General features: G+C 72.3%; 23 protein-coding genes. 16 read left to right on the forward strand and 7 right to left on the reverse strand.

Annotated elements, in window-relative coordinates; translation table 11 throughout:
• Positions 1-26 precede the first annotated feature (26 nt).
• A complete protein-coding gene (gene icmB, locus ABEA24_RS05280) occupies positions 27-425 on the forward strand; it encodes a coenzyme B12-dependent isobutyryl CoA mutase small subunit (RefSeq protein ID WP_345429466.1) in 399 nt (132 codons plus the stop codon).
• Positions 426-488: 63 nt separating this feature from the next.
• Here the strand turns inward: icmB and ABEA24_RS05285 are convergent, their stop codons facing one another.
• Positions 489-1,868 (reverse strand): glycoside hydrolase family 15 protein, encoded by a 1,380-nt coding sequence (locus ABEA24_RS05285; RefSeq protein ID WP_345429467.1) that lies wholly within the window; start codon positions 1,866-1,868, stop codon positions 489-491.
• A 248-nt stretch (positions 1,869-2,116) separates the two neighbouring features.
• Between ABEA24_RS05285 and sucC the strand changes: the two genes are divergently transcribed.
• The 3 genes from sucC (at position 2,117) to ABEA24_RS05300 (ending at position 5,856) form a co-directional block, all read left to right on the forward strand.
• Positions 2,117-3,307: an ADP-forming succinate--CoA ligase subunit beta gene (gene sucC / locus ABEA24_RS05290; protein WP_345429468.1), complete on the forward strand. Its 1,191-nt coding sequence runs from the start codon at positions 2,117-2,119 to the stop codon at positions 3,305-3,307.
• Position 3,308: 1 nt separating this feature from the next.
• Positions 3,309-4,193 (forward strand): succinate--CoA ligase subunit alpha, encoded by an 885-nt coding sequence (sucD, locus tag ABEA24_RS05295; protein WP_345429469.1) that lies wholly within the window; start codon positions 3,309-3,311, stop codon positions 4,191-4,193.
• 256 nt (positions 4,194-4,449) lie between these two features.
• Positions 4,450-5,856, forward strand: coding sequence for a cell division protein PerM (locus tag ABEA24_RS05300; protein WP_345429470.1), 1,407 nt, complete (start codon positions 4,450-4,452; stop codon positions 5,854-5,856).
• Positions 5,857-5,896: 40 nt separating this feature from the next.
• Here the strand turns inward: ABEA24_RS05300 and ABEA24_RS05305 are convergent, their stop codons facing one another.
• Positions 5,897-6,445: a hypothetical protein gene (locus tag ABEA24_RS05305; RefSeq protein ID WP_345429471.1), complete on the reverse strand. Its 549-nt coding sequence runs from the start codon at positions 6,443-6,445 to the stop codon at positions 5,897-5,899.
• Between the two features lie 85 nt (positions 6,446-6,530).
• On the opposite strand from ABEA24_RS05305, the gene purN reads away from it, so the two are divergent.
• Genes purN through ABEA24_RS05325 form a run of 4 tightly spaced genes read left to right on the forward strand, consistent with a single transcriptional unit; the run spans position 6,531 to position 9,806 of the window.
• Positions 6,531-7,136, forward strand: coding sequence for a phosphoribosylglycinamide formyltransferase (gene purN, locus ABEA24_RS05310; RefSeq protein ID WP_345429472.1), 606 nt, complete (start codon positions 6,531-6,533; stop codon positions 7,134-7,136).
• Positions 7,133-8,683: a bifunctional phosphoribosylaminoimidazolecarboxamide formyltransferase/IMP cyclohydrolase gene (gene purH / locus ABEA24_RS05315; protein WP_345429473.1), complete on the forward strand. Its 1,551-nt coding sequence runs from the start codon at positions 7,133-7,135 to the stop codon at positions 8,681-8,683. Before purN ends, purH begins: the two co-directional genes overlap by 4 nt.
• 56 nt (positions 8,684-8,739) lie before the next feature.
• On the forward strand, positions 8,740-8,928 hold the full coding sequence (locus ABEA24_RS05320; protein WP_345429474.1) for a hypothetical protein: 189 nt from the start codon (positions 8,740-8,742) through the stop codon (positions 8,926-8,928).
• A 26-nt stretch (positions 8,929-8,954) separates the two neighbouring features.
• Entirely contained in the window at positions 8,955-9,806 is an 852-nt protein-coding gene (locus tag ABEA24_RS05325; RefSeq protein ID WP_345429475.1) for a bifunctional methylenetetrahydrofolate dehydrogenase/methenyltetrahydrofolate cyclohydrolase, read from the forward strand.
• 105 nt (positions 9,807-9,911) lie between these two features.
• Here ABEA24_RS05325 and ABEA24_RS05330 read toward each other — a convergent pair whose 3' ends face one another.
• Positions 9,912-10,628, reverse strand: coding sequence for an FHA domain-containing protein (locus ABEA24_RS05330; protein WP_345429476.1), 717 nt, complete (start codon positions 10,626-10,628; stop codon positions 9,912-9,914).
• Between the two features lie 169 nt (positions 10,629-10,797).
• On the opposite strand from ABEA24_RS05330, the gene ABEA24_RS05335 reads away from it, so the two are divergent.
• The 5 genes from ABEA24_RS05335 to ABEA24_RS05355 all read left to right on the forward strand — a co-directional run bounded on the left by ABEA24_RS05335 (position 10,798) and on the right by ABEA24_RS05355 (position 16,646).
• Positions 10,798-11,919 carry a citrate/2-methylcitrate synthase gene (locus ABEA24_RS05335; protein WP_345429477.1) on the forward strand — a complete coding sequence of 374 codons (1,122 nt, stop codon included), beginning with the start codon at positions 10,798-10,800 and terminating at the stop codon, positions 11,917-11,919.
• 34 nt (positions 11,920-11,953) lie between these two features.
• Positions 11,954-12,352, forward strand: a complete 399-nt coding sequence (locus tag ABEA24_RS05340; protein ID WP_345429478.1) for a DUF3017 domain-containing protein — start codon at positions 11,954-11,956, stop codon at positions 12,350-12,352.
• A 314-nt stretch (positions 12,353-12,666) separates the two neighbouring features.
• On the forward strand, positions 12,667-14,889 hold the full coding sequence (locus tag ABEA24_RS05345; protein WP_345429479.1) for an NADP-dependent isocitrate dehydrogenase: 2,223 nt from the start codon (positions 12,667-12,669) through the stop codon (positions 14,887-14,889).
• A gap of 367 nt (positions 14,890-15,256) precedes the next feature.
• On the forward strand, positions 15,257-16,246 hold the full coding sequence (locus tag ABEA24_RS05350) for a malate dehydrogenase (RefSeq protein WP_345429480.1): 990 nt from the start codon (positions 15,257-15,259) through the stop codon (positions 16,244-16,246).
• 244 nt (positions 16,247-16,490) lie between these two features.
• Complete coding sequence (locus ABEA24_RS05355; RefSeq protein ID WP_345429481.1) at positions 16,491-16,646, forward strand: hypothetical protein; 156 nt, start codon at positions 16,491-16,493, stop codon at positions 16,644-16,646.
• Positions 16,647-16,721: 75 nt separating this feature from the next.
• Here the strand turns inward: ABEA24_RS05355 and ABEA24_RS05360 are convergent, their stop codons facing one another.
• Complete coding sequence (locus tag ABEA24_RS05360) at positions 16,722-17,390, reverse strand: type 1 glutamine amidotransferase domain-containing protein (RefSeq protein WP_345429482.1); 669 nt, start codon at positions 17,388-17,390, stop codon at positions 16,722-16,724.
• A gap of 107 nt (positions 17,391-17,497) precedes the next feature.
• Here ABEA24_RS05360 and ABEA24_RS05365 point away from each other — a divergent pair, with 107 nt between their 5' ends.
• A complete protein-coding gene (locus tag ABEA24_RS05365; protein WP_345429483.1) occupies positions 17,498-18,358 on the forward strand; it encodes a LysR family transcriptional regulator in 861 nt (286 codons plus the stop codon).
• A 27-nt stretch (positions 18,359-18,385) separates the two neighbouring features.
• Here ABEA24_RS05365 and ABEA24_RS05370 read toward each other — a convergent pair whose 3' ends face one another.
• From ABEA24_RS05370 to ABEA24_RS05380, 3 genes are all read right to left on the reverse strand, one after another.
• Positions 18,386-18,745, reverse strand: a complete 360-nt coding sequence (locus ABEA24_RS05370) for a hypothetical protein (protein WP_345429484.1) — start codon at positions 18,743-18,745, stop codon at positions 18,386-18,388.
• A gap of 159 nt (positions 18,746-18,904) precedes the next feature.
• Positions 18,905-20,014: a galactokinase gene (gene galK, locus ABEA24_RS05375; protein ID WP_345429620.1), complete on the reverse strand. Its 1,110-nt coding sequence runs from the start codon at positions 20,012-20,014 to the stop codon at positions 18,905-18,907.
• Between the two features lie 11 nt (positions 20,015-20,025).
• Positions 20,026-21,156: an ROK family protein gene (locus ABEA24_RS05380; protein ID WP_345429485.1), complete on the reverse strand. Its 1,131-nt coding sequence runs from the start codon at positions 21,154-21,156 to the stop codon at positions 20,026-20,028.
• A gap of 85 nt (positions 21,157-21,241) precedes the next feature.
• On the opposite strand from ABEA24_RS05380, the gene ABEA24_RS05385 reads away from it, so the two are divergent.
• Both ABEA24_RS05385 and ABEA24_RS05390 read left to right on the forward strand, forming a co-directional pair.
• Entirely contained in the window at positions 21,242-22,510 is a 1,269-nt protein-coding gene (locus ABEA24_RS05385; RefSeq protein WP_345429486.1) for a Gfo/Idh/MocA family protein, read from the forward strand.
• 38 nt (positions 22,511-22,548) lie between these two features.
• Positions 22,549-23,811, forward strand: coding sequence for an ABC transporter substrate-binding protein (locus ABEA24_RS05390; protein WP_345429487.1), 1,263 nt, complete (start codon positions 22,549-22,551; stop codon positions 23,809-23,811).
• Positions 23,812-23,819 lie beyond the last annotated feature (8 nt).

Consider the following 23,819-nt stretch of genomic DNA (forward strand, 5'->3'; position numbering starts at 1 on the left):
CTCATGCACCCCGGTAGGAGGCAGTAATGGCGGGTCCGATCCGCGTCGTCATCGCCAAGCCCGGTCTCGACGGTCATGATCGCGGCGCGAAGGTCGTCGCCCGTGCGCTGCGCGACGCCGGCATGGAGGTCATCTACACCGGGCTGCACCAGACCCCCGAGCAGATCGTCGAGGCGGCGCTGCAGGAGGACGCCGACGGCATCGGGCTGTCCATCCTGTCCGGCGCGCACATGACGCTGTGCGCCAAGGTCCTGGAGCTGCTCAAGGACCGCGACGCCCTCGACATCACCGCCTTCGTCGGCGGCATCATCCCCGACGCCGACATCCCCGAGCTGGAGAAGCTCGGCGTCGCGAAGGTCTTCACGCCCGGCGCGACCACCCACGAGATCGTCGATTGGGTCCGCGCCAACGTCGGCGAGGACTGAGCGTGACGATGTAGAGGAGCGCCTTCCGCTCCGGCGGCGGCGCGCGGGATGGGCGCCGACCGCTCAGCTCGGCGGGACGGGCAGGGGAGAGGCCTCGGCCGCGAGCGCCAGGACGACCAGCGACGAGGTCCAGCCGAGCGGGGCGACCCCGGCCTGGTTGCCGTGGTCGTCGACCTTCTCCGGGAAGGACCCCAGCGAGGTCCGGTGCGTGATCAGCCAGCCGAGCCAGTCCCGTACGCCCTTGGTGTCGCCGGTCGCCGCGGCCTCGAGCGCGAACAGGCCCGTCTCTGGGGTCCACGCGGCGCTGGCGCCGAACACCTCGCCGGGCACCGCCCCGCCGTACGGCAGCCGCAGCCGGTCCCGGATCCGGGCCACCGCGGACAGTACGCCCGGCGCGGGTGTCCCGAACGGCGGGGCCAGGAAGGCGACGGAGGCGTCCACCGCGCCGCCGCGGATCGGTGACCGCGGATAGCCGTACGGTGCGAACCGCCGCTCGATGCCGGCGGCCAGCCGGTCGGCGGCCCGGTCCCAGCGCTGCGCCGCGTCGGCGTCGCCACGGGCGCCGGCCAGTGCGGCGGCGGCCCGCAACCCGGCCAGCATGGGCGCGCAGACGCCGAGCGTCGCCGCGTGCGGCGCCTGCTCCCGCGACGGGCTGCGCTCCCAGTAGTCCGGCGACGGCGGCGGCAGGCCGTCGGCGCGCAGGGCGGACGCCGACCGGTTGGCCGCACGGCGGACCATCGGCCACAGCGTGTCCAGATTGGCCGCCGCCGGGTCCTTCTCGTACAGGAACCAGGTCGCCCACAGCACCCAGCCGAGGCTGTCGAGCTGGACCTCCCGGCCGTCCGCGACGGCCGTGCCGTCGGGCAGGTACCGGGCGGCCCACAGTCCCGTCGGGGCCTGGGCGCGGGCGAGGAAGTACAGCACCCGCTGGGCGTCGCCGCCGTGACCGGTGGCGGCGAACGCCGCCGCGGTGAACGCGCCGTCGCGCGGCCACACGTAGTTCCACGCGCCGTACCAGGACGCGGTGGAGGCGCCGTTCGGCAGCGTCAGCATGCGCAGGTCGAGCAGGGCGCGGCCGGCCGCCTCGCGCTCCTCGGCCGTGCGGCCGGGCACCGCGCCCGAGGCCAGCCACGCCTGGTCGGAGCGCACCGCGTCGGCCACCCGGGGATCGTCGCGGCGCAGCGTCTCCGGCGCCCGCCCGCCGAACGGGATCAGCCGCGCCCTGCCGTCCGGGAGCAGCAGGACGGCGCTGCCCGGGATGTACGCCGCGCCCGCCGCCTCATCCGGGGTGACCGCGACGCGGGCGAACGGCCAGCCCGTGCCGATCAGGCCGGGGCTGCGCCATGGCGGGTCGCCGGCCCGGGGCAGGGTCGCGGCGCAGGTCGCGCTGAGCGCGGCCACGATGAGGAGGAGGGCGACGCGGCGCACCCTCCGTGCCGTCATCCGCGTCACCGGCGCACCCCCCGTACCCTGTCGTGTCTCACCGACGGCTCCTGCAATCCTTGGCGTTCCAGTACACCAAAGCCTGACGGCCACTTTGACGACATCAGTTCCTTACCCGCCCGTCATCTACCGAACGGGCTCCGCCGGACCCACGGCCCGGCGTGTACGCCGGAAGGACTAGGCTGCCTGGTCGGAGCGGACCGCTGGACGCGGTCGTTATCTGTCGATCCCGTTAAGGACGGACCCCCGTGGACCTGTTCGAACATCAGGCGAAGGAGCTCTTCGCGGAGTACGGCGTCCCGGTCCCCACCGGCAAGATCGCCACGACGCCGGAGGAGGCCCGCGCGATCGCCGAGGAGTTCGCCGCGGCCGGCACCTCGCGCGTCGTCGTCAAGGCGCAGGTGAAGACCGGCGGCCGTGGCAAGGCCGGCGGCGTGAAGGTGGCCGACTCACCCGCCGACGCCGAGGAGAAGGCGCGGCAGATCCTCGGCATGGACATCAAGGGCCACACGGTCCACAAGGTCCTCGTCGAAGAGGCCAGCGCCATCGCCCAGGAGTACTACTTCTCTTTCCTGCTCGACCGCGCGAACCGGACGTTCCTGTCGATCTGCTCGGTCGAGGGCGGCATGGAGATCGAGGAGGTCGCCGCGACCAACCCGGACGCGGTGGCCAAGGTGGCGATCTCGGCGCTGGCCGGTGTCGACCGGGCCAAGGCCCGTGAGATCGCGAGCGCCGGGCGGCTGCCGGCCGAGGCCCTGGAGGGCGCGGCCGAGCTCATCGAGCGGCTGTGGGCCGCCTTCGTCGACGAGGACGCCACCCTGGTCGAGGTGAACCCGCTGATCCTCACGGCGGACGGCCGGGTCATGGCCCTCGACGGCAAGGTCACCCTCGACGACAACGCGACCTTCCGCCAGGCGGAGCACGCGGCGCTGGAGGACAAGGCCGCGACCGACCCGCTCGAGGCGAAGGCCAAGGAGAAGGACCTCAACTACGTCAAGCTCGACGGCAGCGTCGGCATCATCGGCAACGGCGCGGGCCTGGTCATGTCCACGCTCGACGTCGTCGCCTACGCGGGCGAGCAGTACGGCGGGCAGAAGCCGGCCAACTTCCTCGACATCGGCGGTGGCGCCTCGGCCGAGGTCATGGCCAACGGCATGGAGATCGTGCTCGGTGACCCCAGCGTCAAGAGCGTCTTCATCAACGTGTTCGGCGGCATCACCTCCGGTGACGCCGTCGCGAACGGCATCGTCCAGGCCGTCAAGCTCCTGGGCGACCGCGGCGAGACCGTCGACCGGCCGATCGTCGTCCGGCTCGACGGGAACAACGCAGAAGAGGGCCGGCGCATCCTCAATGAGGCCGCGATCCCGGTCATCGAGCAGGTAGAGACGATGGACGAAGCGGCGCGTCGTGCCGCCGAGCTGGCCGCGCAGGGGGCATGAGATGGCGATCTGGCTGACCGAGAACAGCAAGGTCATCGTCCAGGGGATGACCGGCGGCGAGGGCTCCAAGCACACCGCCCGCATGCTGCGCGCCGGCACGAACGTCGTCGGCGGCGTCAACGCCCGCAAGGCCGGGCAGACCGTCACGCACGAGGGCCGGAACCTGCCGGTGTTCGGCACCGTCGCCGAGGCGATGGAGCAGACCGGCGCGGACGTGTCCGTGGTCTTCGTGCCGCCGAAGTTCACCAAGGACGCCGTCGTCGAGGCCATCGACGCGGAGATCCCGCTGTGCATCGTGATCACCGAGGGCATCCCGGTGCACGACAGCACCTGGGCCTGGGCGCACGCGGTCGAGAAGGGCGGCAAGACCCGCATCATCGGCCCCAACTGCCCCGGCATCGCCTCGCCGGGCAAGTCGAACGCCGGCATCATCCCGGCCGACATCACCACGCCCGGCCGCATCGGCCTGGTCAGCAAGTCGGGCACGCTGACCTACCAGATGATGTACGAGCTGCGGGACATCGGCTTCTCGACGTGCGTCGGCATCGGCGGTGACCCGGTCATCGGCACCACGCACATCGACGCCCTCGAGGCGTTCCAGGCCGACCCCGAGACCGACGCCATCGTGATGATCGGTGAGATCGGCGGTGACGCCGAGGAGCGCGCGGCCGCGTACATCGAGCAGCACGTCACCAAGCCGGTCGTCGGGTACGTCGCGGGCTTCACCGCGCCCGAGGGCAAGACGATGGGCCACGCCGGCGCGATCGTCTCCGGCTCGTCCGGCACCGCCCAGGCCAAGAAGGAGGCCCTGGAGAAGGTCGGCGTCCGGGTCGGCAAGACCCCGAGCGAGACCGCCCGCCTCATGCGCGACATCATGTCCGCCTGATCCACGGGCACTCACCGAAGACGCTCTGCCGGGGTTTCCCGGCACGGGCGTCTTCGCGTGTGTGCCGCCCTCCGGCTTCGCGTGTGTCCATCCATCGGCCGCGTGTGCGTCCAGCCTCCGACTCGGCGGGTGACCCGGGACATTTCGGGCGGCAGGGAAGGGCGACACGCCGGGCGGGTGCACGAGATCGCCGGTGCGGCGCTGCCAGCATGGTGAGGCCGTGGACCGCGAGCGAGTGAGGATCGGTGAGCGCCCCATGTCCACCACCGAGCACGGCGAGCCGGATCTGGACGACGAGGACTTCGACGACCTGGACGAGGTCGAACCGCCCCTGGTGGCCGACCCCGTCACCCGGCCGCTCGCCGTCACCGGCATCGTCGCCGCGGTGTGGTCGGCGGGCATCGGCCTGACCGTGCTCACCACGATCACGCTGATCGGCTGGATCGCCGCGCCGCGCAGCGCGCTCGGCACCGGCCTGCCGGGCGTCTTCCGTACGGCGGTCGGGTTCTGGCTCGTGTCCCACCACGCGGGGTTCACGGCACCGCACGGCCGGGTGGGGCTGCTGCCGCTCGGGCTGATGGTGCTGCCCGGCACGCTGCTGTTCCGCGGCGGTGGATGGATCGCGCGGACCGGGCGGGTCCGTGGCCGTTACCGGATCGGCGTCGTACACGCCGCGCTGGCCCTGGCCGTCCCGTACGCGGTGCTGTCAGGGCTGCTCGCCCTCGCGGCGCGCTCGTCGGTCGTACGGCCGTCGGCGTGGCAGGCGCTGCTGCTGTGCTTCCTCCTGGCCCTGTGCGCCGGAGGCCTCGGGGCGGCGCGCGCCCTCGTTTCGACGACCAACCGCGCCCCCTGGGTGGCGATGCTCGGGCTGCTGCCCCGGCGCGCCCGCTCGGTGGCCGCCGGGGCCACCGGAGCGACCGCCGTGCTGCTCGGCTCCGGGATCCTGATCTTCCTGGCCTCCCTGCTGTACCACCTGCCGCAGGCCAAGAACCTCTTCGACGTCCTCAAGCCGGGCGTGGTCGGGGGCATCCTGGTGTTCCTCATCGGACTCGTCTACCTGCCCAACGCGGCGCTGTGGGCGGTCGCGTACGCGGTGGGCCCGGGTTTCTCGGTGGGGGCGGGTACGAGCGTGTCGCCGTCCGGCGTGTTCGTCGGCATGATCCCGGCGTTCCCGCCGCTCGCCGCGCTTCCGGAGCCGGGACCGGCGCCGATCATCTCGTTGTTCGCACTGGCCGTGCCGTTCATCGCCGGCGCCGTCGGCGGCGTCTTCACGATCCGGTACCTGCCCACGTCGACGACCGAGGCGGCGCCGCTGTGGGGGTTCGTGTCCGGGGTGCTGACCGCCGGCGTGATCGCCTTCCTGGCGGCGCTGTCGGGCGGGCCGCTCGGCGGCGGGCGGATGGCCGTCATGGGGCCCTCCGCGTGGCAGACCGGGCTCCTGGCCGCGCTGGAGGTGGGCGTCTCGGCCGCGATCGCCGCCTGGATCGCCAACTGGCGGGTGTTGCGGCGCGTTCCGCCCGCCGAGGCCGCCCCGGCCGACGAGCCGGAGACCGAGGAGGTCGAGTTCGAGGACCCGGAGCCGGTGCTGGCGTCGATCGACGAGCCCTCGCTGCCCGAGGGGGTCATCCCGATCGACGAGCGGCGCAGGAGGCAGCCGCGCTGACGGGTGCGCTCCTGCGGTCGGCGGGCGTCGAACGACCGGCTCAGAACCAGGAGTCGTACCGGTGCAGCGAGTCCTTCGGCATGTGCAGTCGGCGCTCGATCTTCGGGAAGTACGTGTTCTGGCAGGTCTGCTTGTCGTCGACGGTGAGGGCCGACTCGCGGCACTTCGTGTAGCCGCTCAGCTCGTTCCACATCACGGCGGTCAGCACGATCGAGAAGGCGCAGAAGACCAGCCCGATCGAACCGAGGACCGCGCCGGCGATCGCGCCCGGCGCCGGGGCCAGCACCCGCCGGGCCCGCTTGCGGGACCGCACGCCCGTGACCACCGCCGCGACGGACAGCAGCAGCCCGGCGGGGAGGAACAGGAACGTCAGCACGAGCCCCGAGATGCCCAGGATCAGCGCGCGCGGGCCGCCGCGCTCGGGCGCGGTCGGCGGCAGCGGCGGCCGGGACGGAGGCTCGGGACGCTGCGTCTCCGGCCCGGCCTGATCGCGGCCTGACGCGTCGTCACTCGCGGGGCGCATGACGGGCGGCGACTCGGGGAGCTGCGTCTGCGGCCCGGCCTGGTCGGGGCCTGGCGCGTCACTCACTGGTCCTCCTGGTGTCGGCTGAGCCGAGCCGAGCGGCGGCCGATAGGCTGGTACACCCGCCCACCAGTCGTTCCTGGGAGTCACGGTGTCCGCCCGGCTCGTCGTCCTCGTCTCCGGTGCGGGGACCAACCTACAAGCGCTGCTCGACGCGTGTGTCGATCCAGCTTATGGCGCTCGGATCACTGCCGTGGGCGCTGATCGCGACGACATCGAGGGGCTGCGGCGTGCCGAGCGCGCCGGTGTGCCGACCTTCGTCGTCCGACTCAAAGACCATCCGACGCGGGACGCGTGGGATGCCGCGCTGACCGGCGCGGTCGACGCGTACGCTCCTGACCTGGTCGTCTCCGCCGGCTTCATGAAGATCCTCGGCAAGCGGTTCCTCGATCGCTTCGCCGGCCGGGTCATCAACACGCACCCCGCGCTGCTGCCGTCCTTCCCCGGCACGCACGGCGCGCGCGAGGCGCTGGAGTACGGCGTGAAGGTGGCCGGCTGCACCGCGCACTTCGTGGACGCCGGGGTCGACACCGGCCCGATCGTCGCCCAGGAGGCCGTTCCCGTCCTGGACGACGACGACGAGGATTCGCTGCACGAGCGGATCAAGGCGGTCGAACGCCCGCTGCTCGTGCGGACCGTGGGCCGTCTGGTCCGCGAGGGATGGACCATCGAGAACAGGAAAGTGAGGATCGGGTGACCCGCATCGCGATCAAGCGGGCGCTGATCAGCGTCTATGACAAGACCGGTCTCGAAGGGCTCGCCAAGGGCCTTCACCAGGCCAGCGTGGAGATCGTCTCGACCGGGTCGACCGCCGCCCGGATCGCCGAGGCGGGCGTCCCGGTCATGAAGGTCGAGAAGCTCACCGGCTTTCCCGAGTGCCTCGACGGCCGCGTCAAGACCCTGCACCCGAAGGTGCACGCCGGGCTCCTCGCCGACCGCCGCAACCCGGACCACGTCCAGCAGCTCGAGGACCTGCACGTCGAGCCGTTCGACCTGCTGATCTCCAACCTGTACCCGTTCCGGGAGACGGTCGCCTCCGGCGCCACCCCGGACGAGATCGTCGAGCAGATCGACATCGGCGGCCCGGCCATGGTGCGCGCCGCCGCCAAGAACCACCAGAGCGTCGCGGTGGTCGTCGACCCGACCGCGTACGACCAGGTCCTGGAGGCCGTCCGGCGCGGCGGGTTCGAGCTGGAGCAGCGCAAGCGGCTCGCGGCGGCGGCCTACGCCCACACCGCGGCGTACGACGTGGCCGTGGCGTCGTGGTTCGCGAGCGCGTACGCGCCGGACAGCGACGCCCGCTGGCCGGACGTCATCGGCGCGGTCCGGACCCGCAAGGCCGTCCTGCGCTACGGCGAGAACCCGCACCAGGAGGCGGCGCTCTACACCGACGGCGAGGGCGGCCTGGCCGGTGCCGAGCAGCTGCACGGCAAGGAGATGTCCTACAACAACTACGTCGACGCCGACGCGGCCCGCCGCGCCGCGTACGACTTCGCCGAGCCGTGCGTCGCGATCATCAAGCACGCCAACCCGTGCGGCATCGCGATCGGCGCCGACATCGCCGAGGCGCACCGCAAGGCGCACGCCTGCGACCCGGTCTCGGCGTACGGCGGCGTGATCTCCACCAACCGGCCGGTCTCGGCCGAGATGGCACGCCAGCTCGCCGACATCTTCACCGAGGTGATCGTCGCCCCCGGGTTCGACGAGGAGGCCCTGGCGCTGCTCACGGCCAAGAAGAAGAACCTCCGGCTGCTGGTCTGCCCGGAGGGCCCGGCCGGTCAGGTCGACACCCGGCAGATCGACGGCGGGCTGCTCGCCCAGACGCGGGACCGGATCGACGCCCCCGGCGACGACCCGACGACGTGGGAGCTCAGGACGGGTGAGCCCGCCGACGAGGCCACGCTCCGCGACCTGGCGTTCGCCTGGCGGGCCTGCCGGTCGGTGAAGTCCAACGCCATCCTGCTCGCCGCCGACGGCGCGACCGTCGGCGTCGGGATGGGCCAGGTCAACCGGGTCGACTCCGCGCGCCTCGCGGTCTCGCGGGCCGGCGACCGCACCACCGGGGCGGTGGGCGCCTCCGACGCCTTCTTCCCCTTCGCGGACGGTCTGCAAGTGCTCGTGGACGCCGGAGTCACGGCTATTGTCGAACCCGGCGGGTCCATCCACGACGAAGAGGTGATCGAGGCGGCCGCCAAGGCCGGTATCACCCTCTACTTCACCGGGGTCCGCCACTTCTTCCACTGACCCCATCAGGTCGCCGGGGCCCCGTCCCCGGCGACCGCAGCCCCCAGGGAGACATCGTGCCCAACGGGTTCCTCGAGTTCAGCGTGGCCGTCATCGCCCGGAGCGCGGCGCTCACCGACCAGGTCCGTCCGCTGATCGGCCTCGTCGCCGCCGTGCTGGCCGCCGTTCTCGCGGGGTCCGCGAGCTGGCACGTCACCGACCGCGTCGTCGCCTGGCGGCAGCGGGCCGACCAGGACGAGCTGTAGGTTTCCCACGCTGAGAGGATTGACCCGTGAGCGCACGAATTCTCGACGGCAAGGCGACCGCCGCGGCGATCCGCGCGGAGCTGAAGGTACGCATCGACGCGTTGCGCGAGCGGGGGATCGTCCCCGGTCTGGGCACCGTGCTCGTCGGCGAGGACCCGGGGAGCATGGCGTACGTCGCGGGCAAGCACCGCGACTGCGCCGAGGTGGGGATCGCCAGCATCCGGCGTGACCTCCCGGCGACCGCCACCCAGGCCGAGGTCGAGGCGGTCGTCGACGAGCTCAACGCCGACCCGGCGTGCACCGGCTACATCGTCCAGCTGCCGCTCCCGAAGGGCCTGGACGAGCAGCGGGTCCTCGAGCGCATCGACCCGACCAAGGACGCCGACGGCCTGCACCCGGTCAACCTCGGGCGTCTCGTCCTGATGCAGCCCGGGGCGCTGCCGTGCACCCCGCGCGGCATCGTCGAGCTGCTGCGCCGCCACGACGTGCCCCTGCGGGGCGCCGACGTGACGGTCATCGGCCGGGGCATCACGGTGGGCCGCGCGCTGGGCCTGCTGCTCACGCGCCGGTCGGAGAACGCCACCGTCACCACCTGCCACACCGGGACGAAGGACCTCGCCGCGCACACCCGCGAGGCCGACATCATCGTGGTGGCCGCCGGCGTTCCGGGCCTGCTCACCGCGGACATGGTCAAGCCCGGCGCGGCCGTGCTCGACGTCGGCATCACGCGCACCGACGAGGGCCTCGTCGGCGACGTCCACCCCGGCGTCCGCGAGGTCGCCGCCTGGGTCGCGCCGATGCCCGGGGGAGTGGGTCCCATGACCCGGGCGATGCTCCTGGCCAACGTCGTCGAGGCCGCGGAGAAGTCCGCGATCTGAGGCTTCCCCGCACGGGCGTGTTCGGTCCCGGCGCGCACCGCAGTTGCGGGCCGCCGGGCCGTACGGCTTCTTCCCAGAGCGGGCTCGTGGGCTCTTCTCGCGACGTCAGCTGGCGCGGCGTCCCGGAGCGGTCGGCTGGCCGGGAGCGGTCGGCTGACGCGGCTGCGGGGGCGTGCCCGGCCGGGTGGCCTCCGGGCGACGGGCCGGCTCCGGCGGTCGGCCGCCCTGGGGCGGCACGTGGACCGGCGGCAGCGGGCGGACCAGCCCGAGCGCGATGACCTCGTTCGCGAGCCGGGTGCGGCGGTTGGCGCCCTCCGGGATGCGGAACTTCTGGTACAGCCGCAGCAGGTGCTGCTTGACCGCCGCCTCCGTCACCACCAGATCGGTGGCGATCTCCCGGGCCGTGGCCGGCGCGACGAACGCCTCGTCGGACAGGGCGGGGCGGCACAGCGCCGTCAGCACGTCGATCTCGCGACGCGTCAGCTCCGGGGCGACGGCACGGCGCAACTCGACGTCCGGGTCGACGTCCTCGCGCGGTATGCCGCCCATCCGGCAGCGTGCCGCGCCGAAGCTCACCACGTCACCGTCCTCGAGCACACGGCGCGCGATCGGCCGCCCGTTCACCCGCGTGCCGTTGCGCGACAGTCCGAGGTCCACGACGTAGACGTACGGACCACGGCGGACCAGTTCGGCGTGCAACCGCGAGACGCTCGGTTCGTCGAGGCGTATGTCAACGCCACGACCTCGCCCGATCGTCGTGACCTCGGAGCGCAGTGGCAGTACCGTGCCGGTTTCTTCGATCCGTATGTACGGGCCCTCCACAGCGGTCCCTCCAGTAGTTAGCGACCCCTGTCTGCCTGGTTACCCGGACCGGCCATGGTCACACCCGCCTACCGGTGGGTAGGACCGAGTACACCGGAGATTACGGGACATCCGACCCGTCCGGAAGGGGCCACCAAGACCGCTGGGACGGGGAAGGAGTGAGGGGCCCATGAGCACGCCGTCGAAGGGACTCGCCGATGTCGTCGCCGCCTCCACCGCGCTCAGCGACATCGACGGCGCACGCGGCCTCCTGTCCTACCGGGGGTACGACATCCACGACCTGGCAGGGAGAATCTCCTTTGAGGAGTGCGTGCATCTCCTCCATTACGGGTCGCTGCCCGACCTCGCCGCGCTCACGGCCATGGAGGACGGCCTGGCCGAGGGCAGGGCGCTCGGCGGCCTCGTCACCGGCGCTCTCGACGACGTCGCGCGGAGCCAGACGCCGATGGAGGCGCTGCGGACGCTCGTCTCCCTGTCCAGCGCGGACGACCCCGACGCCGGCAGCAACGAGCGGGCCGCCGACCTGCGCAAAGCGGCGCGGCTGACGGGCCGGCAGCCCGTCCTCGTGGCGTGCTACCACGCCGCCCGCCGCGGAGCGACCGTCCCCGACCCCGACCCCGCCCTCGGCGTCGCCGGCACCTTCCTGCTCCAGCTCACCGGACGGCATCCGCCCCGCCGCGACGTGGAGATCTTCGACGAGTGCCTGGTCCTGCACGCCGACCACACGATGAACGCCTCCACCTTCGCCGCCCGCGTCTGCGCGGCGACCCTGTCGGACATGCACTCGGCGATCGTCGCCGCGATCGGCACACTGAAGGGCCCCCTGCACGGCGGCGCCAACGAACAGGTCATGCGCATGCTGGAGACCATCGGCAGCGCCGACGAGGCGCCGCCGGCCGTACGGGCCCGGCTCGACGCCGGGCAGAAGATCCCTGGTTTCGGACATCGCGTCTACAAGACCGAGGATCCCCGCGCCACCCACCTGCGCCACCTGGCGCAGGAACTCGCGGACCGCACCGGCGACGACCGTTGGTGGACCGTGTCCCGCCGGGTCGAGGAGGCCGTCTTCGCGGCGAAGGGCCTCTTCCCCAACGTCGACTTCTACGCCGCGTCCGTCTACCGCCTCCTGGGGATCCCCACCGACCTGTTCACCGCGGTGTTCTCCATGAGCCGGATGTCCGGCTGGACCGCCCACGTCATCGAGCAGCACGCCGACAACCGGCTGATCCGGCCCGACAGCGAGTACGTCGGCGAACACGACCGTACGTGGGTCCCTCTCGAGCAGCGGTGAGCGGGCACGCGCGGGCGCTGCCAAGATAGAGGACATGTCGGAGCAGTACGGGCCACCGGAGTCATACGATGCGCCCCCGGCGGGCGTCCCCTCGGCGGGACAACCTGTGCCGGGGCCGCGGACGCCGCCGTCCCCCCGCCGGGCGCAGCGCGCCCAGGCCCGCCCGGCCGTGCCGCGGTGGCTGGGCCAGCTGCCGTACGTCTTCGTGCTCTGCGGGGTCGCGGCCGGCCTGGCCGTCGTCGCGACCGACCACTTCCGGCGCGGCAGCATGCTGATCGCCGCCGCGGTGTTCATCGGCGCGCTCGCCCGGCTGGTGCTCCCGGAGAGCCAGACCGGCATGCTCGCCGTACGCCGCAGGTGGGTGGACGTCCTTCTCATGACGGCCGCCGCGGTCGGCGTCACGCTTGTCGCGTTCGTCGCGAAGGGGCAGTGAAAGGCCACGCATGAGCAGTGGGATGATGCAGGCTGCAGGTAAGGAGCCCGTAGCGTTACTGGAAAATGTGCCCCAGGTCACTCATGCTGATCGAAATGTCCACCCCATCGCGGTCCCCGCACGTCACGACGTGTCGCCCCGGGCCGGGGTGCGGCGCATTCCAGCCCGCTGGACACCTGGGCTCTGCGAAACCCACCTGGCCGATACGAAACGCGAGGGATCGACTGAGACCTGCTGAGGGCGGCCGACCCCGCCCATCTGTCTCGATTTGAGAGTTGCTGACGAATGTTGTTGAGCGTGAAGCGGAGTACCCGGTGACTGATTCGACCATCATCTACACGCACACGGACGAGGCACCCGCCCTGGCGACGTATTCGTTCCTGCCTGTGATCCAGGCATACGCCTCGACCGCCGGCGTCACCGTGGAGACCCGTGACATCTCCCTGGCCGGGCGCATCATCGCCGCCTTCCCGGAGTACCTCACGGAGGACCAGCGCATTCCGGACGCGCTCGCCGAACTGGGCGAGCTGGTCAACACCCCCGGTGCGAACGTCATCAAGCTGCCGAACATCTCGGCCTCGATCCCGCAGCTGAAGGCCGCGATCGCCGAGCTGCGGGAGCAGGGCCACGCGCTGCCGGACTACCCCGACGATCCGAAGACCGATGAGCAGCGCGAGGTCCGAGCCCGGTACGACAGGATCAAGGGCAGCGCGGTGAACCCGGTGCTGCGCCAGGGCAACTCCGACCGCCGGGCCCCCGCGTCGGTCAAGAACTACGCCAAGACCCACCCGCATCGCATGGGCGCCTGGACGCCGGAGTCGAAGACGAACGTCGCGCACATGACGGCCGACGACTTCCGCTCCACCGAGAAGTCCGCGGTGATCGCCGAGGCGGGCTCGCTGCGGATCGAGCTCGTTGGCGACGACGGCTCCACCACCGTCCTGCGCGAATCGGTACCCGTCCGGGCGGGCGAGGTCGTCGACGCGTCCGTCATGCGCGTCGCGGCGCTGCGGGAGTTCCTCACCGCGCAGGTCGCGCGCGCCAAGGCCGAGGGCGTGCTGTTCTCGGTGCACCTGAAGGCCACGATGATGAAGGTCTCCGACCCGATCATCTTCGGCCACGTGGTGCGCGCCTTCTTCCCGAACACGTTCGCCAAGTACGCCGAGACGTTCGCGGCGGCCGGCCTGACCCCGAACGACGGCCTCGGCGGCATCTTCCGGGGCCTGGAGTCGCTGCCCGACGGCGAGGAGATCAAGGCGTCCTTCGACGCCGAACTCGCCGCGGGCCCGGAGCTCGCGATGGTCGACTCCGATCGAGGGATCACCAACCTGCACGTCCCCAGCGACGTCATCGTCGACGCCTCGATGCCGGCGATGATCCGCACCTCCGGTCACATGTGGGGCCCGGACGGCCAGGAGCACGACACCCTCGCCGTCATCCCGGACAGCAGCTACGCCGGTCTCTACCAGGTCGTCATCGACGACTGCCGGGCGAACGGCGCCTTCGACCCCTCGACGATGGGCTCGGTCCCGAACGTCGGCCTGATGGCACAGCAGGCCGAGGAGTACGGCAGCCACGACAAGACCTTCGAGATCCCGACCACCGGTACGGTCCGGGTCCTCGACGAGGCCGGCAACGCCGTCCTCGAGCAGACCGTCGGCGCCGGCGACATCTTCCGCATGTGCCAGACGAAGGACGCCGCGATCAAGGACTGGGTCAAGCTCGCCGTCACCCGCGCCCGCGCGACCGGCGACCCGGCCGTGTTCTGGCTCGACCGGGACCGCGCGCACGACGCCTCGCTGATCGCCAAGGTCGAGCGGTACCTGCCCGAGCACGACACCGAGGGCCTGCAGATCGAGATCAAGTCCCCGGTCGAGGCGACCGCCTTCTCCCTGGAGCGGATCCGCCGAGGCGAGAACGCCATCTCCGTCACCGGCAACGTGCTGCGGGACTACCTGACCGACCTGTTCCCGATCCTGGAGCTGGGCACCAGCGCCAAGATGCTGTCGGTCGTGCCGCTCATCAACGGCGGCGGTCTGTTCGAGACGGGCGCCGGCGGCTCGGCGCCCAAGCACGTCCAGCAGCTCGTCAAGGAGAACTACCTGCGCTGGGACAGCCTCGGTGAGTTCCTCGCGCTCGCGGTCAGCTTCGAGCAGTTCGCGCAGACGACGGGCAACGCCCGCGCCCAGGTCCTCGCTGACACCCTCGACCGGGCCACGGAGACCTTCCTCAACGAGGACAAGTCCCCGACTCGTCGCGTGGGTGGCATCGACAACCGCGGCAGCCACTTCTACCTGGCCCTGTACTGGGCGCAGGAGCTGGCCAAGCAGGCCGACGACGCCGACCTGGCCAAGGCCTTCGTCCCGCTCGCCGAGACGCTGACCTCGCAGGAGCAGAAGATCGTCGAGGAGTTGCTCGCGGTTCAGGGTTCCCCGGCCGACATCGGCGGTTACTACAACCCCGACCCGGCCAAGGCCGCCGCCGTCATGCGCCCGTCGCCGACGCTCAACCAGGCTCTCGCGACGCTCGCCGTGTGACCCGCGTGACCGCCCGCAGCGGCGTCGCGTGACCTAGGGCGTGTCCTAGCCGAGCCGACCGGCCCGACGAATCCCTCAGGATCGTCGGCGCCCGGTCGGCTCGTCCGATTTCCGGCACCTGGGCGCCCACTCCGTAGGCGCGTGGTCGCGGTCAGAACAGCGCCGGCGGCTCGGCGGGCGCCGGTTCGGGCCGGGCTACCACCTCGGGCACGCGGGTCCGTACGTCGTCGTCGGTATGCACGCCAGGCGGTGCGGGCGGGGGACCGGGCGCGCGGTAGCCTGACGGCTGGAATATCTCGACGACGAGAGACCCGATCGAAGCTCCGCTCGGCGCTCGGCACGGGCCTCGTACCAGCTGGAGATCACGATGACTCGCACTCCCGTCAATGTCACCGTCACCGGCGCGGCCGGTCAGATCGGCTACGCGCTGCTCTTCCGCATCGCCTCCGGGCAGCTGCTCGGTGCCGACGTACCCGTGCACCTGCGCCTCCTGGAGATCCCGCAGGCCGTCAAGGCCGCCGAGGGCACCGCGATGGAGCTCGACGACGCCGCCTTCCCGCTGCTCGCGGGCATCGACGTCACCGACGACGTGAAGCGGGCGTTCGACGGGACCAACGTCGCGCTGCTGGTCGGCGCCCGCCCGCGTACGAAGGGCATGGAGCGCGGTGACCTGCTCGAGGCCAACGGCGGCATCTTCAAGCCGCAGGGCGAGGCGATCAACGCCGGCGCCGCCGACGACGTACGGGTGCTCGTGGTCGGCAACCCGGCCAACACCAACGCGCTGATCGCCAAGTCGCACGCGCCGGACGTCCCGGCCGACCGCTTCACCGCGATGACCCGCCTGGACCACAACCGCGCGATCGCGCAGCTGTCCAAGAAGCTGCAGGCGCCGGTCGCGGACATCAAGAAGATCGCCATCTGGGGTAACCACTCCGCGACGCAGTACCCCGACATCTTCCACGCCGAGGTCGGCGGCCGGAACGCCGCCGAGGCCGTGAACGACGAGGCCTGGCTGCGCGACACCTTCATCCCGACCGTCGCCAAGCGCGGCGCGGCCATCATCGAGGCCCGCGGCGCGTCGTCCGCGGCGTCGGCGGCCAGCGCGGCCATCGACCACGTCCACGACTGGGTGAACGGCACCCCCGAGGGCGACTGGACCTCCATGGCCGTGGTCTCGGACGGCTCGTACGGCGTGCCGGAGGGCCTGGTCTCCTCCTTCCCGGTGGTGTGCAAGGACGGCAAGTGGGAGATCGTCCAGGGCCTGGACATCGATGCCTTCTCGCAGGAGCGCATCGACGCCTCGGTGCGCGAACTGGAAGAGGAGCGCGACGCCGTCCGCAAGCTCGGCCTGATCTGACGAGCTCCCGCTCTCTCCGATGTCTCCCTGTGTGATCGAGTTGACGCGATGAGTGACTCCTGTGATCCTTCCCGCAGGAGGAACCTCATCGGGCCAAAGAGCCGATCCAAAAGTGGTCGGTTCCGCGAAGGCCGCCTGTTCGGGGCTGACGGGCGGAGACAGGGGCCTGGAGGGAAGAACTCACCGCAGCCAGCGGTCGCCCCTTCGGTACCTGTCAACCCCCGACCGAGGAGGCGGAAACACCGTGGGAGTAATGGAGGACATCCAGGCCCGGGTCACGAACCTAGAGCGGCGCATGGATGAGCATGACACCGTCCACGTGCTTGTGGCCGGGCAGGTCGAGCTCCGCCAGATGGTGGCGAAGCTGCTGGCCCAGTCCGAGGCGGACGGCCGCTCCTGACGCGGTCTCATGCGAAGCGGTGAAAGGCCGCCGGGTCCCCGGTTACGGGGTCCGGCGGCCTTTCGCGTGCCTGGATCACTTGCCCGACAGGGCGGCGACGACCTGTTCCGCGACGCCGCGGGCGGAGGCGGGGTTCTGGCCGGTGACCAGGCGGCCCTCGCGTACGACGTTGGCCTGGAAGTCGTCCGCCGCGACGTGGAGCGCGCCCAGCTCCTCCAGCCGCGACTGGAGGAGGAACGGCACGACGTCGGTCAGGCCGACCGCCTTCTCCTCGGAATTCGTGAACGCGGCGACGCGCTTGCCGGCGACGAGGGGCGAGCCGTCGGCGAGCGTGAGGCCGACCAGTGCCGCGGGGCCGTGGCAGACGGCCGCGACGACCCCCTCACCGTCCTCGTAGATCGTCCGGGCGAGCTTGGCCAGGGCGGGGTTGTCGGGGAAGTCCCACATCGTGCCGTGGCCTCCGGCGAACAGGATCGCGTCGTACCGCGTGGCGTCGACCTCCTCCGGGCGTGGTGTGGCCGACACCGGCGCCTCCGCCAGGAACGCCTCCTGCGCCGGGTCGGACGGGTCGAGACCGTCCTTCGGCGGCTCGCCGCCGGCCACGCTGACGAGGTCGACCTCGTACCCGGCCGCGCGGAAGATCTCCCAGGGGTGGGCGGCCTCGGAGACGTAGAACCCGGTGGTCCGTCCGGTCGCGCCGAGCTCGCCATGGCTGGTCAGGGCGATGAGCACCCGCTTCGACATCTGTCCTCCTCCATCGGTACCCCCAGATCATCGCGGCTGGGTCCCATCGCTGACCAATGGTGCTCATCGGGGACGGGTATCGGATTTCCGATGGCACGATGGGATGCATGGCCGTCTCCCTCGACCTGCTCCGCACCTTCCTCGCCGTCTACCGCGCGGGGTCGGTGACTCAGGGGGCCGCGCTGTTGCGGCTCTCGCAGCCCACGGTGACGGCGCAGGTCAAGGCGCTCGAGGAGGCGCTGGGGCGTCCGCTGTTCGAGCGACTGCCCCGGGGGATGGCGCCGACGCCGGCCGCCGACCAGCTCGCCCGGCAGATCGCCGACCCGCTCGACACGCTGGCGGAGCGACTGGACGGCGAGCTGGAGGAGCCGGTGTTCGGCCGCACGGTGCACCTGGGCGGCCCCGCGGAGCTGGTCTGCGTGCGCGCGCTGCCCGCACTCGCCGACCTGGTGGCCGACGGGCTGCAGCTCCGGGTCACCCTCGGCCTCACCGACGACCTCCTCGCGGGCCTGGCCGCCGGAGCCCTGGACCTGGTGATCTCGACCGTACGGCCTCGACGGCGGGGACTGCGGTCCGATCCGCTGTGCGACGAGGAGTTCGTCCTGGTCGCGGCCGAGCGCTGGGCGGACGCCGACCCGGCACGCGCACCGCTCGTCGCGTACGCGGAGAACCTCCCGATCATCCGCCGCTACTGGCGGACGGTCTTCGAGACCCGCCTGACCCGGGCACCCTCGCTGGTCGTGCCGGATCTGCGGGGAGTGCTGGCCGCGGTGGCGGCCGGGGCCGGGGTCACCGTCCTGCCGCGCTACCTGTGCGCGACGGAGCTGGCCACCGGTGTCCTGCGGCCGCTGCTGGAGCCGGAGCTGCCCCCGATCAACACGCTGTTCCTCGCCACCCGTGACGGACCCGCGCACCAGGCGGTGAGCGCCGTACGCGCCCGGTTGCTGCTGCAAGGCCGGCTGTGGTGATCACGCCGGCGCGGTCAGCGGCCCTGGTCAAGCGGCCCGGCGGGCGCGCCAGACCAGGTAGCCGGCGGTGACCAGCGGGCCGACGACCGCGACGGTGAGAAGCGGGACGCCCAGCCAGCCGGACAGGGCGGTGCCGGTGCACTGTCCGCCGTGGTGGTGCCCGCTCACATCGTCCACGTACACGCACTCCCGGGTCGGAGCGAAGGCGACGAGCGCGGTGGCCGCGGCGAGCCCACCCGGCCAGACGAGCAGGCCGGCCAGCTTGTCGCGGGTCGACCAGCGCGACGAGCCGACGAGCATCACCGCTCCGATCAGCCAGCCGACCACCGGAAGCAGCACTCCTCCGACGAGGAGCAGGAACACCGTTATCGCCTCATAGCGCCGCATGTCACCAAGGATGGCGCTGCCCGGCGATTCCGGCGTGTCAGGACACGCGGCGATCCCCGGAGCGGGGTCTCAGCACACCGCGGGCGTCGCGCGAGGGCTCTGGACACGCGGTGATCCCCCGAGTGGGGTCTCAGGACACGGCGGGCGTCGGGCGAGGGCTCAGGACACGCGGCGGGCGCCGGGTGAGGGAGAGGCCTCGAGGAAGCGCGGTGCCTCCCAGGAACGCTCGGCGTAGGCCGCGGTCACGGCCTCACGGACCTGCTCGTCGCGGTCCACCGGCACCAGGGCGATCACCGAGCCGCCGAAGCCGCCGCCGACCATCCGGGCGCCGCGCGCCCCGGCTCGTACGGCCTCCTCGACCGCGACGTCCGCCTCCGGCCAGGAGATCTCGAACTGGTCGCGCAGCGACAGGTGTGAGGCGGTCAGCAGCGCGCCCACCTCGGCGACGGCGCCGGCCCGCAGCAGGCCGACCACGGCCTGGACGCGGTGGTTGTCGGTCACGACGTGCTGGGTGCGGCGGCGCAGGACCGGGTCGTCGAGCACCCGGAGCGCGGCGGCGAGGTCCTCGACGTCGCGCAGTGCCGGGACGCCGAGCAGCTCCGCGGCCTTCTCGCAGGCGGCACGGCGGGAGGCGTACCCGCCGTCGACCAGTTCGTGCTCGGCGCGGGTGTCGATGACCAGGAGCGAGAAGCCGGTGAGGTCGAGCGGCACCTGCGAGGACAGGCCGCTGCGGCAGTCGAGCAGCAGGGCGTGGCCTTCGGTGCACAGCAGGGAGGCCGACTGGTCCATGATCCCGCACGGCATACCGACGAAGTCGTTCTCGGCCCGCTGGGCGATGCGGGCCAGCTCCGGCCGGGGCACCTCGATCCCGTACAGGTCGCACAGGGCGAGCCCGACCGCGCACTCGAGCGCGGCGGACGACGAAAGGCCGGCCCCTTGCGGCAGGTCGGAGTCGATCAGCACGGACGCGCCGCCCACCTTGTGTCCGGCCTCGCGCAGCGCCCAGGCCACCCCGGCGGCGTACGCGGCCCAGCCGGTGACCTCCCTGGGCCGCAGGTCGGTGACGCGCACGGCGTCCGGTGACTGCAGGGAGCGGAGTTCGAGGACGCCGTCGTCGCGGCGGGCCGCCGTGGCCGTGACGCCCTGGGCGAGGGCGAAGGGCAGGACGAAGCCGTCGTTGTAATCGGTGTGCTCACCGATGAGGTTGACGCGGCCCGGAGCGCGCCAGACCCCTTCCGGGTCGCGCCCGTAGAACTCGCGGAAATCCATGATCACCGTGCCTATCGTGGGGGCAGCGATCCTACCGGCAGCCCGTCGGGGAACAGGTCCTCGGTCGCCCGCTCGAGAGCGACGCGGATGGCGCCGGTCGCGACCGCCTCGTCGCCCAGCGCGGACACTCTGACCTCGGGCGGAGGCGGGCAGAGCGCGGCCAGGCGCTCGCGCAGCCCCCCGGCGATCAGATCGCCGGCGCGCGACAGCCCGCCGCCCACGACGACGACGGCGGGGTCGACGGCGAGGAGCAGTGCCGCCGTGCCGGTCGCCAGGTCGTCGGTGAACCCGTCGACGGCGGCCGTCGCGCGCGCGTCGCCGGACCGGGCGGCCGCGAAGACGGCGGCCAGGTCGCCGGTGCCGGGGCAGGCGGCCAGCAGGCGGTCGGGCGCCTCCTCCCAGCGGAGCGCCGGCAGCAGGCCGAGCTCTCCGGCGCCGCCCCGGTGCCCGCGGTGGAGCCGGCCGCCGATGAGGACGCCCGCGGCGACGCGGTTGCCGGCGAGGACGCAGACGGCGTCCCGGACGTCCTGGGCCGCCCCGCGCCAGTGCTCGGCGATCGTGGCGAGGTTCGCGTCGTTCTCGACGACCACCGGGACGGGGCTTTCGGTCATGAGCGCCCGCCCGAGGTCGAGACCGGTCCAGTCGGGCAGGACGGTGCACAGGGTGACCGCGCCGTCGTGGACGACGCCGGGCGTCCCGGCGCCGATCGCGCGCAGGCGGCTCGGGGCCACCCCGCTGTCGTCGAGGCAGCGGGCGAGGGCGGTCCGGGCCACCGCGAGGCGCTCGGGGCGGCCGAGGTCCGGGTCGACCGTGGAGCGGCGGACCTCGCGGACCTCGCCCTCCAGGTTGGCGAGGATCACCAGGACCTTGTGGACGCCGATGTCGATGCCGGCGACGAAGCCCTCGTCGGCGCCGAAGCGGAAGCGGCGGGCGGGCCGTCCGGTGCCGCCGGGCTCGGGCGGCAGCTCGCGGACGATCCGGTCGCGGACGAAGTCCTCGACGACGTCCTCGACCGTCGGGCGTGACAGCCCGGTGACCGCGCTGACCTCGGTGAGCGTGCAGGGGCCCTGGGCGTAGAGGGCCGCGAGCACGTCCGTGGAGTTCAGCCGGCGCAGCCGCGACGGATCGCCGCCTCGTCTCACCTGTACCCCCTTGACATTCGCGTTCCGCAGCATAGATCCTCCCACTTATTAAACAAAGTTCCTTTAATAAGTGGGAGGGAGACGCATGCCGGTCACCCTGGCCCTCGTCGGAGCGGGCATGCGCGGGTCGGACTACGGCCGCCGCGCGGTCCGCGACGGCCGCGCGCGCGTCGTGGCCGTGGCCGAGCCCGTCGCCGAGCGCCGGGAGCGGGCCGCCGCCGAGCACGGGCTCGGCCCGGACCAGGTCTTCACCGACTGGCGGGAGCTGGCGGCGCTGCCCCGCCAGGCCGACGGGGTCCTCGTCGCCACCCGGGACATCGACCACGTCGAGCCCGCCGTCGCCTTCGCCGAGCGCGGCTACCACCTGCTGCTCGAGAAGCCGATGGCGCCCACCGAGGCCGGATCGGCGGCGATCGCGGAGGCCGCCGAGCGCGCCGGCGTGATGCTGGCCGTCTGCCACGTCATGCGCTACTCCGCCTACACCCGCGCGCTGAAGGCGCTGATCGACGCGGGCCGGATCGGCGCCGTCGTCAGCGTGCAGCACCTCGAGCCGATCGGCTGGTGGCACTTCGCCCACTCGTACGTGCGCGGCAACTGGCGGCGGGAGGACGAGTCCTCCCCGATGCTGCTGGCCAAGTGCTGCCACGACATCGACTGGCTGGCCCACATCATCGGCCGGCCGGCCCTGCGCGTGTCCTCCTTCGGCGGGCTCATCCACTTCCGCCCCGAGAACCGCCCCGAGGGCGCGGCGGACCGGTGCCTCGACTGCGCGGTCGAGTCCTCCTGCCCGTACTCCGCGTCCCGCACCTACCTCGGCTTCGTCGGCGACCCCGACCGCGTGCACTGGCCGCTCAGCGCGCTGACCTTCGACCCCTCGCCGGAGGGGGTGCGCGAGGCCCTGCGGCACGGGCCGTACGGCAGGTGCGTCTACTCCTGCGACAACGACGTCGCCGACCAGCAGGTCGTCACGATCGAGTACGAGGGCGGGGTGACCGCGTCGTTCACCGCGACCGCCTTCACGCCCATGGGGTTCCGCAAGACCCGGATCTTCGGCTCCCACGGTTCCATCGAGGGCGACGGGGTCCGGCTCGTCGTCGAGGACTTCGTCTCCGGGACCCGTGAGGTCGTCGAGACCGACGAGGGGGAGGAGGTCTCGCTCGCCGGGGACCACGGCGGGGCGGACCAGGCCCTCACCGACGCGTTCGTCGCCGCGCTGGCCGCCGGTGATCCGTCGCCGCTGCTCTCCGACGCCCGTACGTCCCTCGCGAGCCACCGGCTGGTGTGGGCCGCCGAGCGGGCCCGGCGCACCGGCACCGTCGTCTCCCTCGCCGGCGACGGGAGCCCCGCCCCCTGACGCACCCGTTCCACCCCCATCGCACCAGCGGAGTCACCATGAAGCACCGTTTCCCGCGTCGCGGCCTCATCGGCGCCGTCCTGGCCCTCGGACTGTGCGCCTGCGGATCCTCCGGCACCTCCCACGACTCGGCCGACCGCGGGCCGATCACCTGGGCCAGCTTCAAGGACCCGACCGGCACCCTCCGGAAGCTCGTCGACGGCTGGAACTCCTCGCACCCCGACGCCAAGGTGACCCTGGTCGACCTGCCCGAGGCGGCCGACGCCCAGCGCCAGCAGCTCGTCCAGAACGCCCAGATCAAGTCCACCGCGTACGACGTCGTGACGCTCGACGCCGTCTGGACCGCCGAGTTCGCCGCGAACCGGTGGGTCGACCCGATCACCGGCCTGGACACCGGCGGGTTCCTCGGCCCGTCGCTGCGCACCGGCCAGTACCGCGGGAAGCTGTACGCCGCGCCGTGGCTCACCGGCGCGGGGCTGCTCTACTACCGGACGGACCTGCTGAAGAAGGCCGGGATCGCCAAGCCGCCGACGACCTGGCAGGAGCTCACCGACGACTGCGCCAAGGTGCGCAAGACCGCCGACGTCGGCTGCTACGCCGGCCAGTACGACAAGTACGAGGGCCTCACCGTCAACGTCACCGAGGCGATCGGCAGCGCGGGCGGCCAGGTCCTGGACGCCTCCGGGAAGCCCGCCCTGAACACCCCGGAGGCCCTCGCCGGGCTGCGGTTCCTCACCGACGGGTTCAAGAACGGCCTGATCCCCAAGGCCGCCCTCACCTATCAGGAGGAGAACGGCCGGCGCGCCTTCGAAGCCGGCGAGCTGCTGTTCCACCGCAACTGGGCCTACGTTCACTCCCTCGCGAGCAAGACCGACGGCTCCAGCAAGGTCGCGGGGAGGTTCGACGTCGCGCCGCTGCCCGGGCGCACCGGCCCGGGCGTCTCCACCCTCGGCGGGAACAACGTGGCGATCTCCGCCTTCTCCAAGCACAAGAAGACGGCGCTCGACTTCGTCCGGTACGTCACGGGCCCGGAGGCCGAGAAGACCTTCGGGCTCGGCAGCGCGTACCCGATGTCCCGCGCCGCGCTCTACTCCGACCCGGACATGGTCAAGGCGCAGCCGTACCTGCCCACGCTGGCCACGTCGATCCAGAACGCCCGGCCCCGGCCCGAAGCCGTCCGCTACGGCGACGTCACCGCGGCCATCCAGGAGGCGGCCTACGCGGCCCTGCGGGGGCAGCAGAGCCCCGAACAGGCCCTTGCCGGTCTGCGGACCAAGCTCGGGCCGCTCACCGCGAACTGAGGCCGCTC

Source organism: Actinoallomurus vinaceus, from assembly GCF_039542055.1.
GTDB lineage: Bacteria > Actinomycetota > Actinomycetes > Streptosporangiales > Streptosporangiaceae > Actinoallomurus > Actinoallomurus vinaceus.

Coding starts and splice junctions, on each gene's coding strand:
- icmB (WP_345429466.1), top strand. CDS start 27: ATGGCGGGTCCGATCCGCGTCGTCATCGCCAAGCCCGGTCTCGACGGT.
- ABEA24_RS05285 (WP_345429467.1), bottom strand. CDS start 1,868: ATGACGGCACGGAGGGTGCGCCGCGTCGCCCTCCTCCTCATCGTGGCC.
- sucD (WP_345429469.1), top strand. CDS start 3,309: ATGGCGATCTGGCTGACCGAGAACAGCAAGGTCATCGTCCAGGGGATG.
- ABEA24_RS05300 (WP_345429470.1), top strand. CDS start 4,450: ATGTCCACCACCGAGCACGGCGAGCCGGATCTGGACGACGAGGACTTC.
- ABEA24_RS05335 (WP_345429477.1), top strand. CDS start 10,798: ATGAGCACGCCGTCGAAGGGACTCGCCGATGTCGTCGCCGCCTCCACC.
- ABEA24_RS05340 (WP_345429478.1), top strand. CDS start 11,954: ATGTCGGAGCAGTACGGGCCACCGGAGTCATACGATGCGCCCCCGGCG.
- ABEA24_RS05350 (WP_345429480.1), top strand. CDS start 15,257: ATGACTCGCACTCCCGTCAATGTCACCGTCACCGGCGCGGCCGGTCAG.
- ABEA24_RS05360 (WP_345429482.1), bottom strand. CDS start 17,390: ATGTCGAAGCGGGTGCTCATCGCCCTGACCAGCCATGGCGAGCTCGGC.
- ABEA24_RS05365 (WP_345429483.1), top strand. CDS start 17,498: ATGGCCGTCTCCCTCGACCTGCTCCGCACCTTCCTCGCCGTCTACCGC.
- ABEA24_RS05370 (WP_345429484.1), bottom strand. CDS start 18,745: ATGCGGCGCTATGAGGCGATAACGGTGTTCCTGCTCCTCGTCGGAGGA.
- galK (WP_345429620.1), bottom strand. CDS start 20,014: ATGGATTTCCGCGAGTTCTACGGGCGCGACCCGGAAGGGGTCTGGCGC.
- ABEA24_RS05385 (WP_345429486.1), top strand. CDS start 21,242: ATGCCGGTCACCCTGGCCCTCGTCGGAGCGGGCATGCGCGGGTCGGAC.
- ABEA24_RS05390 (WP_345429487.1), top strand. CDS start 22,549: ATGAAGCACCGTTTCCCGCGTCGCGGCCTCATCGGCGCCGTCCTGGCC.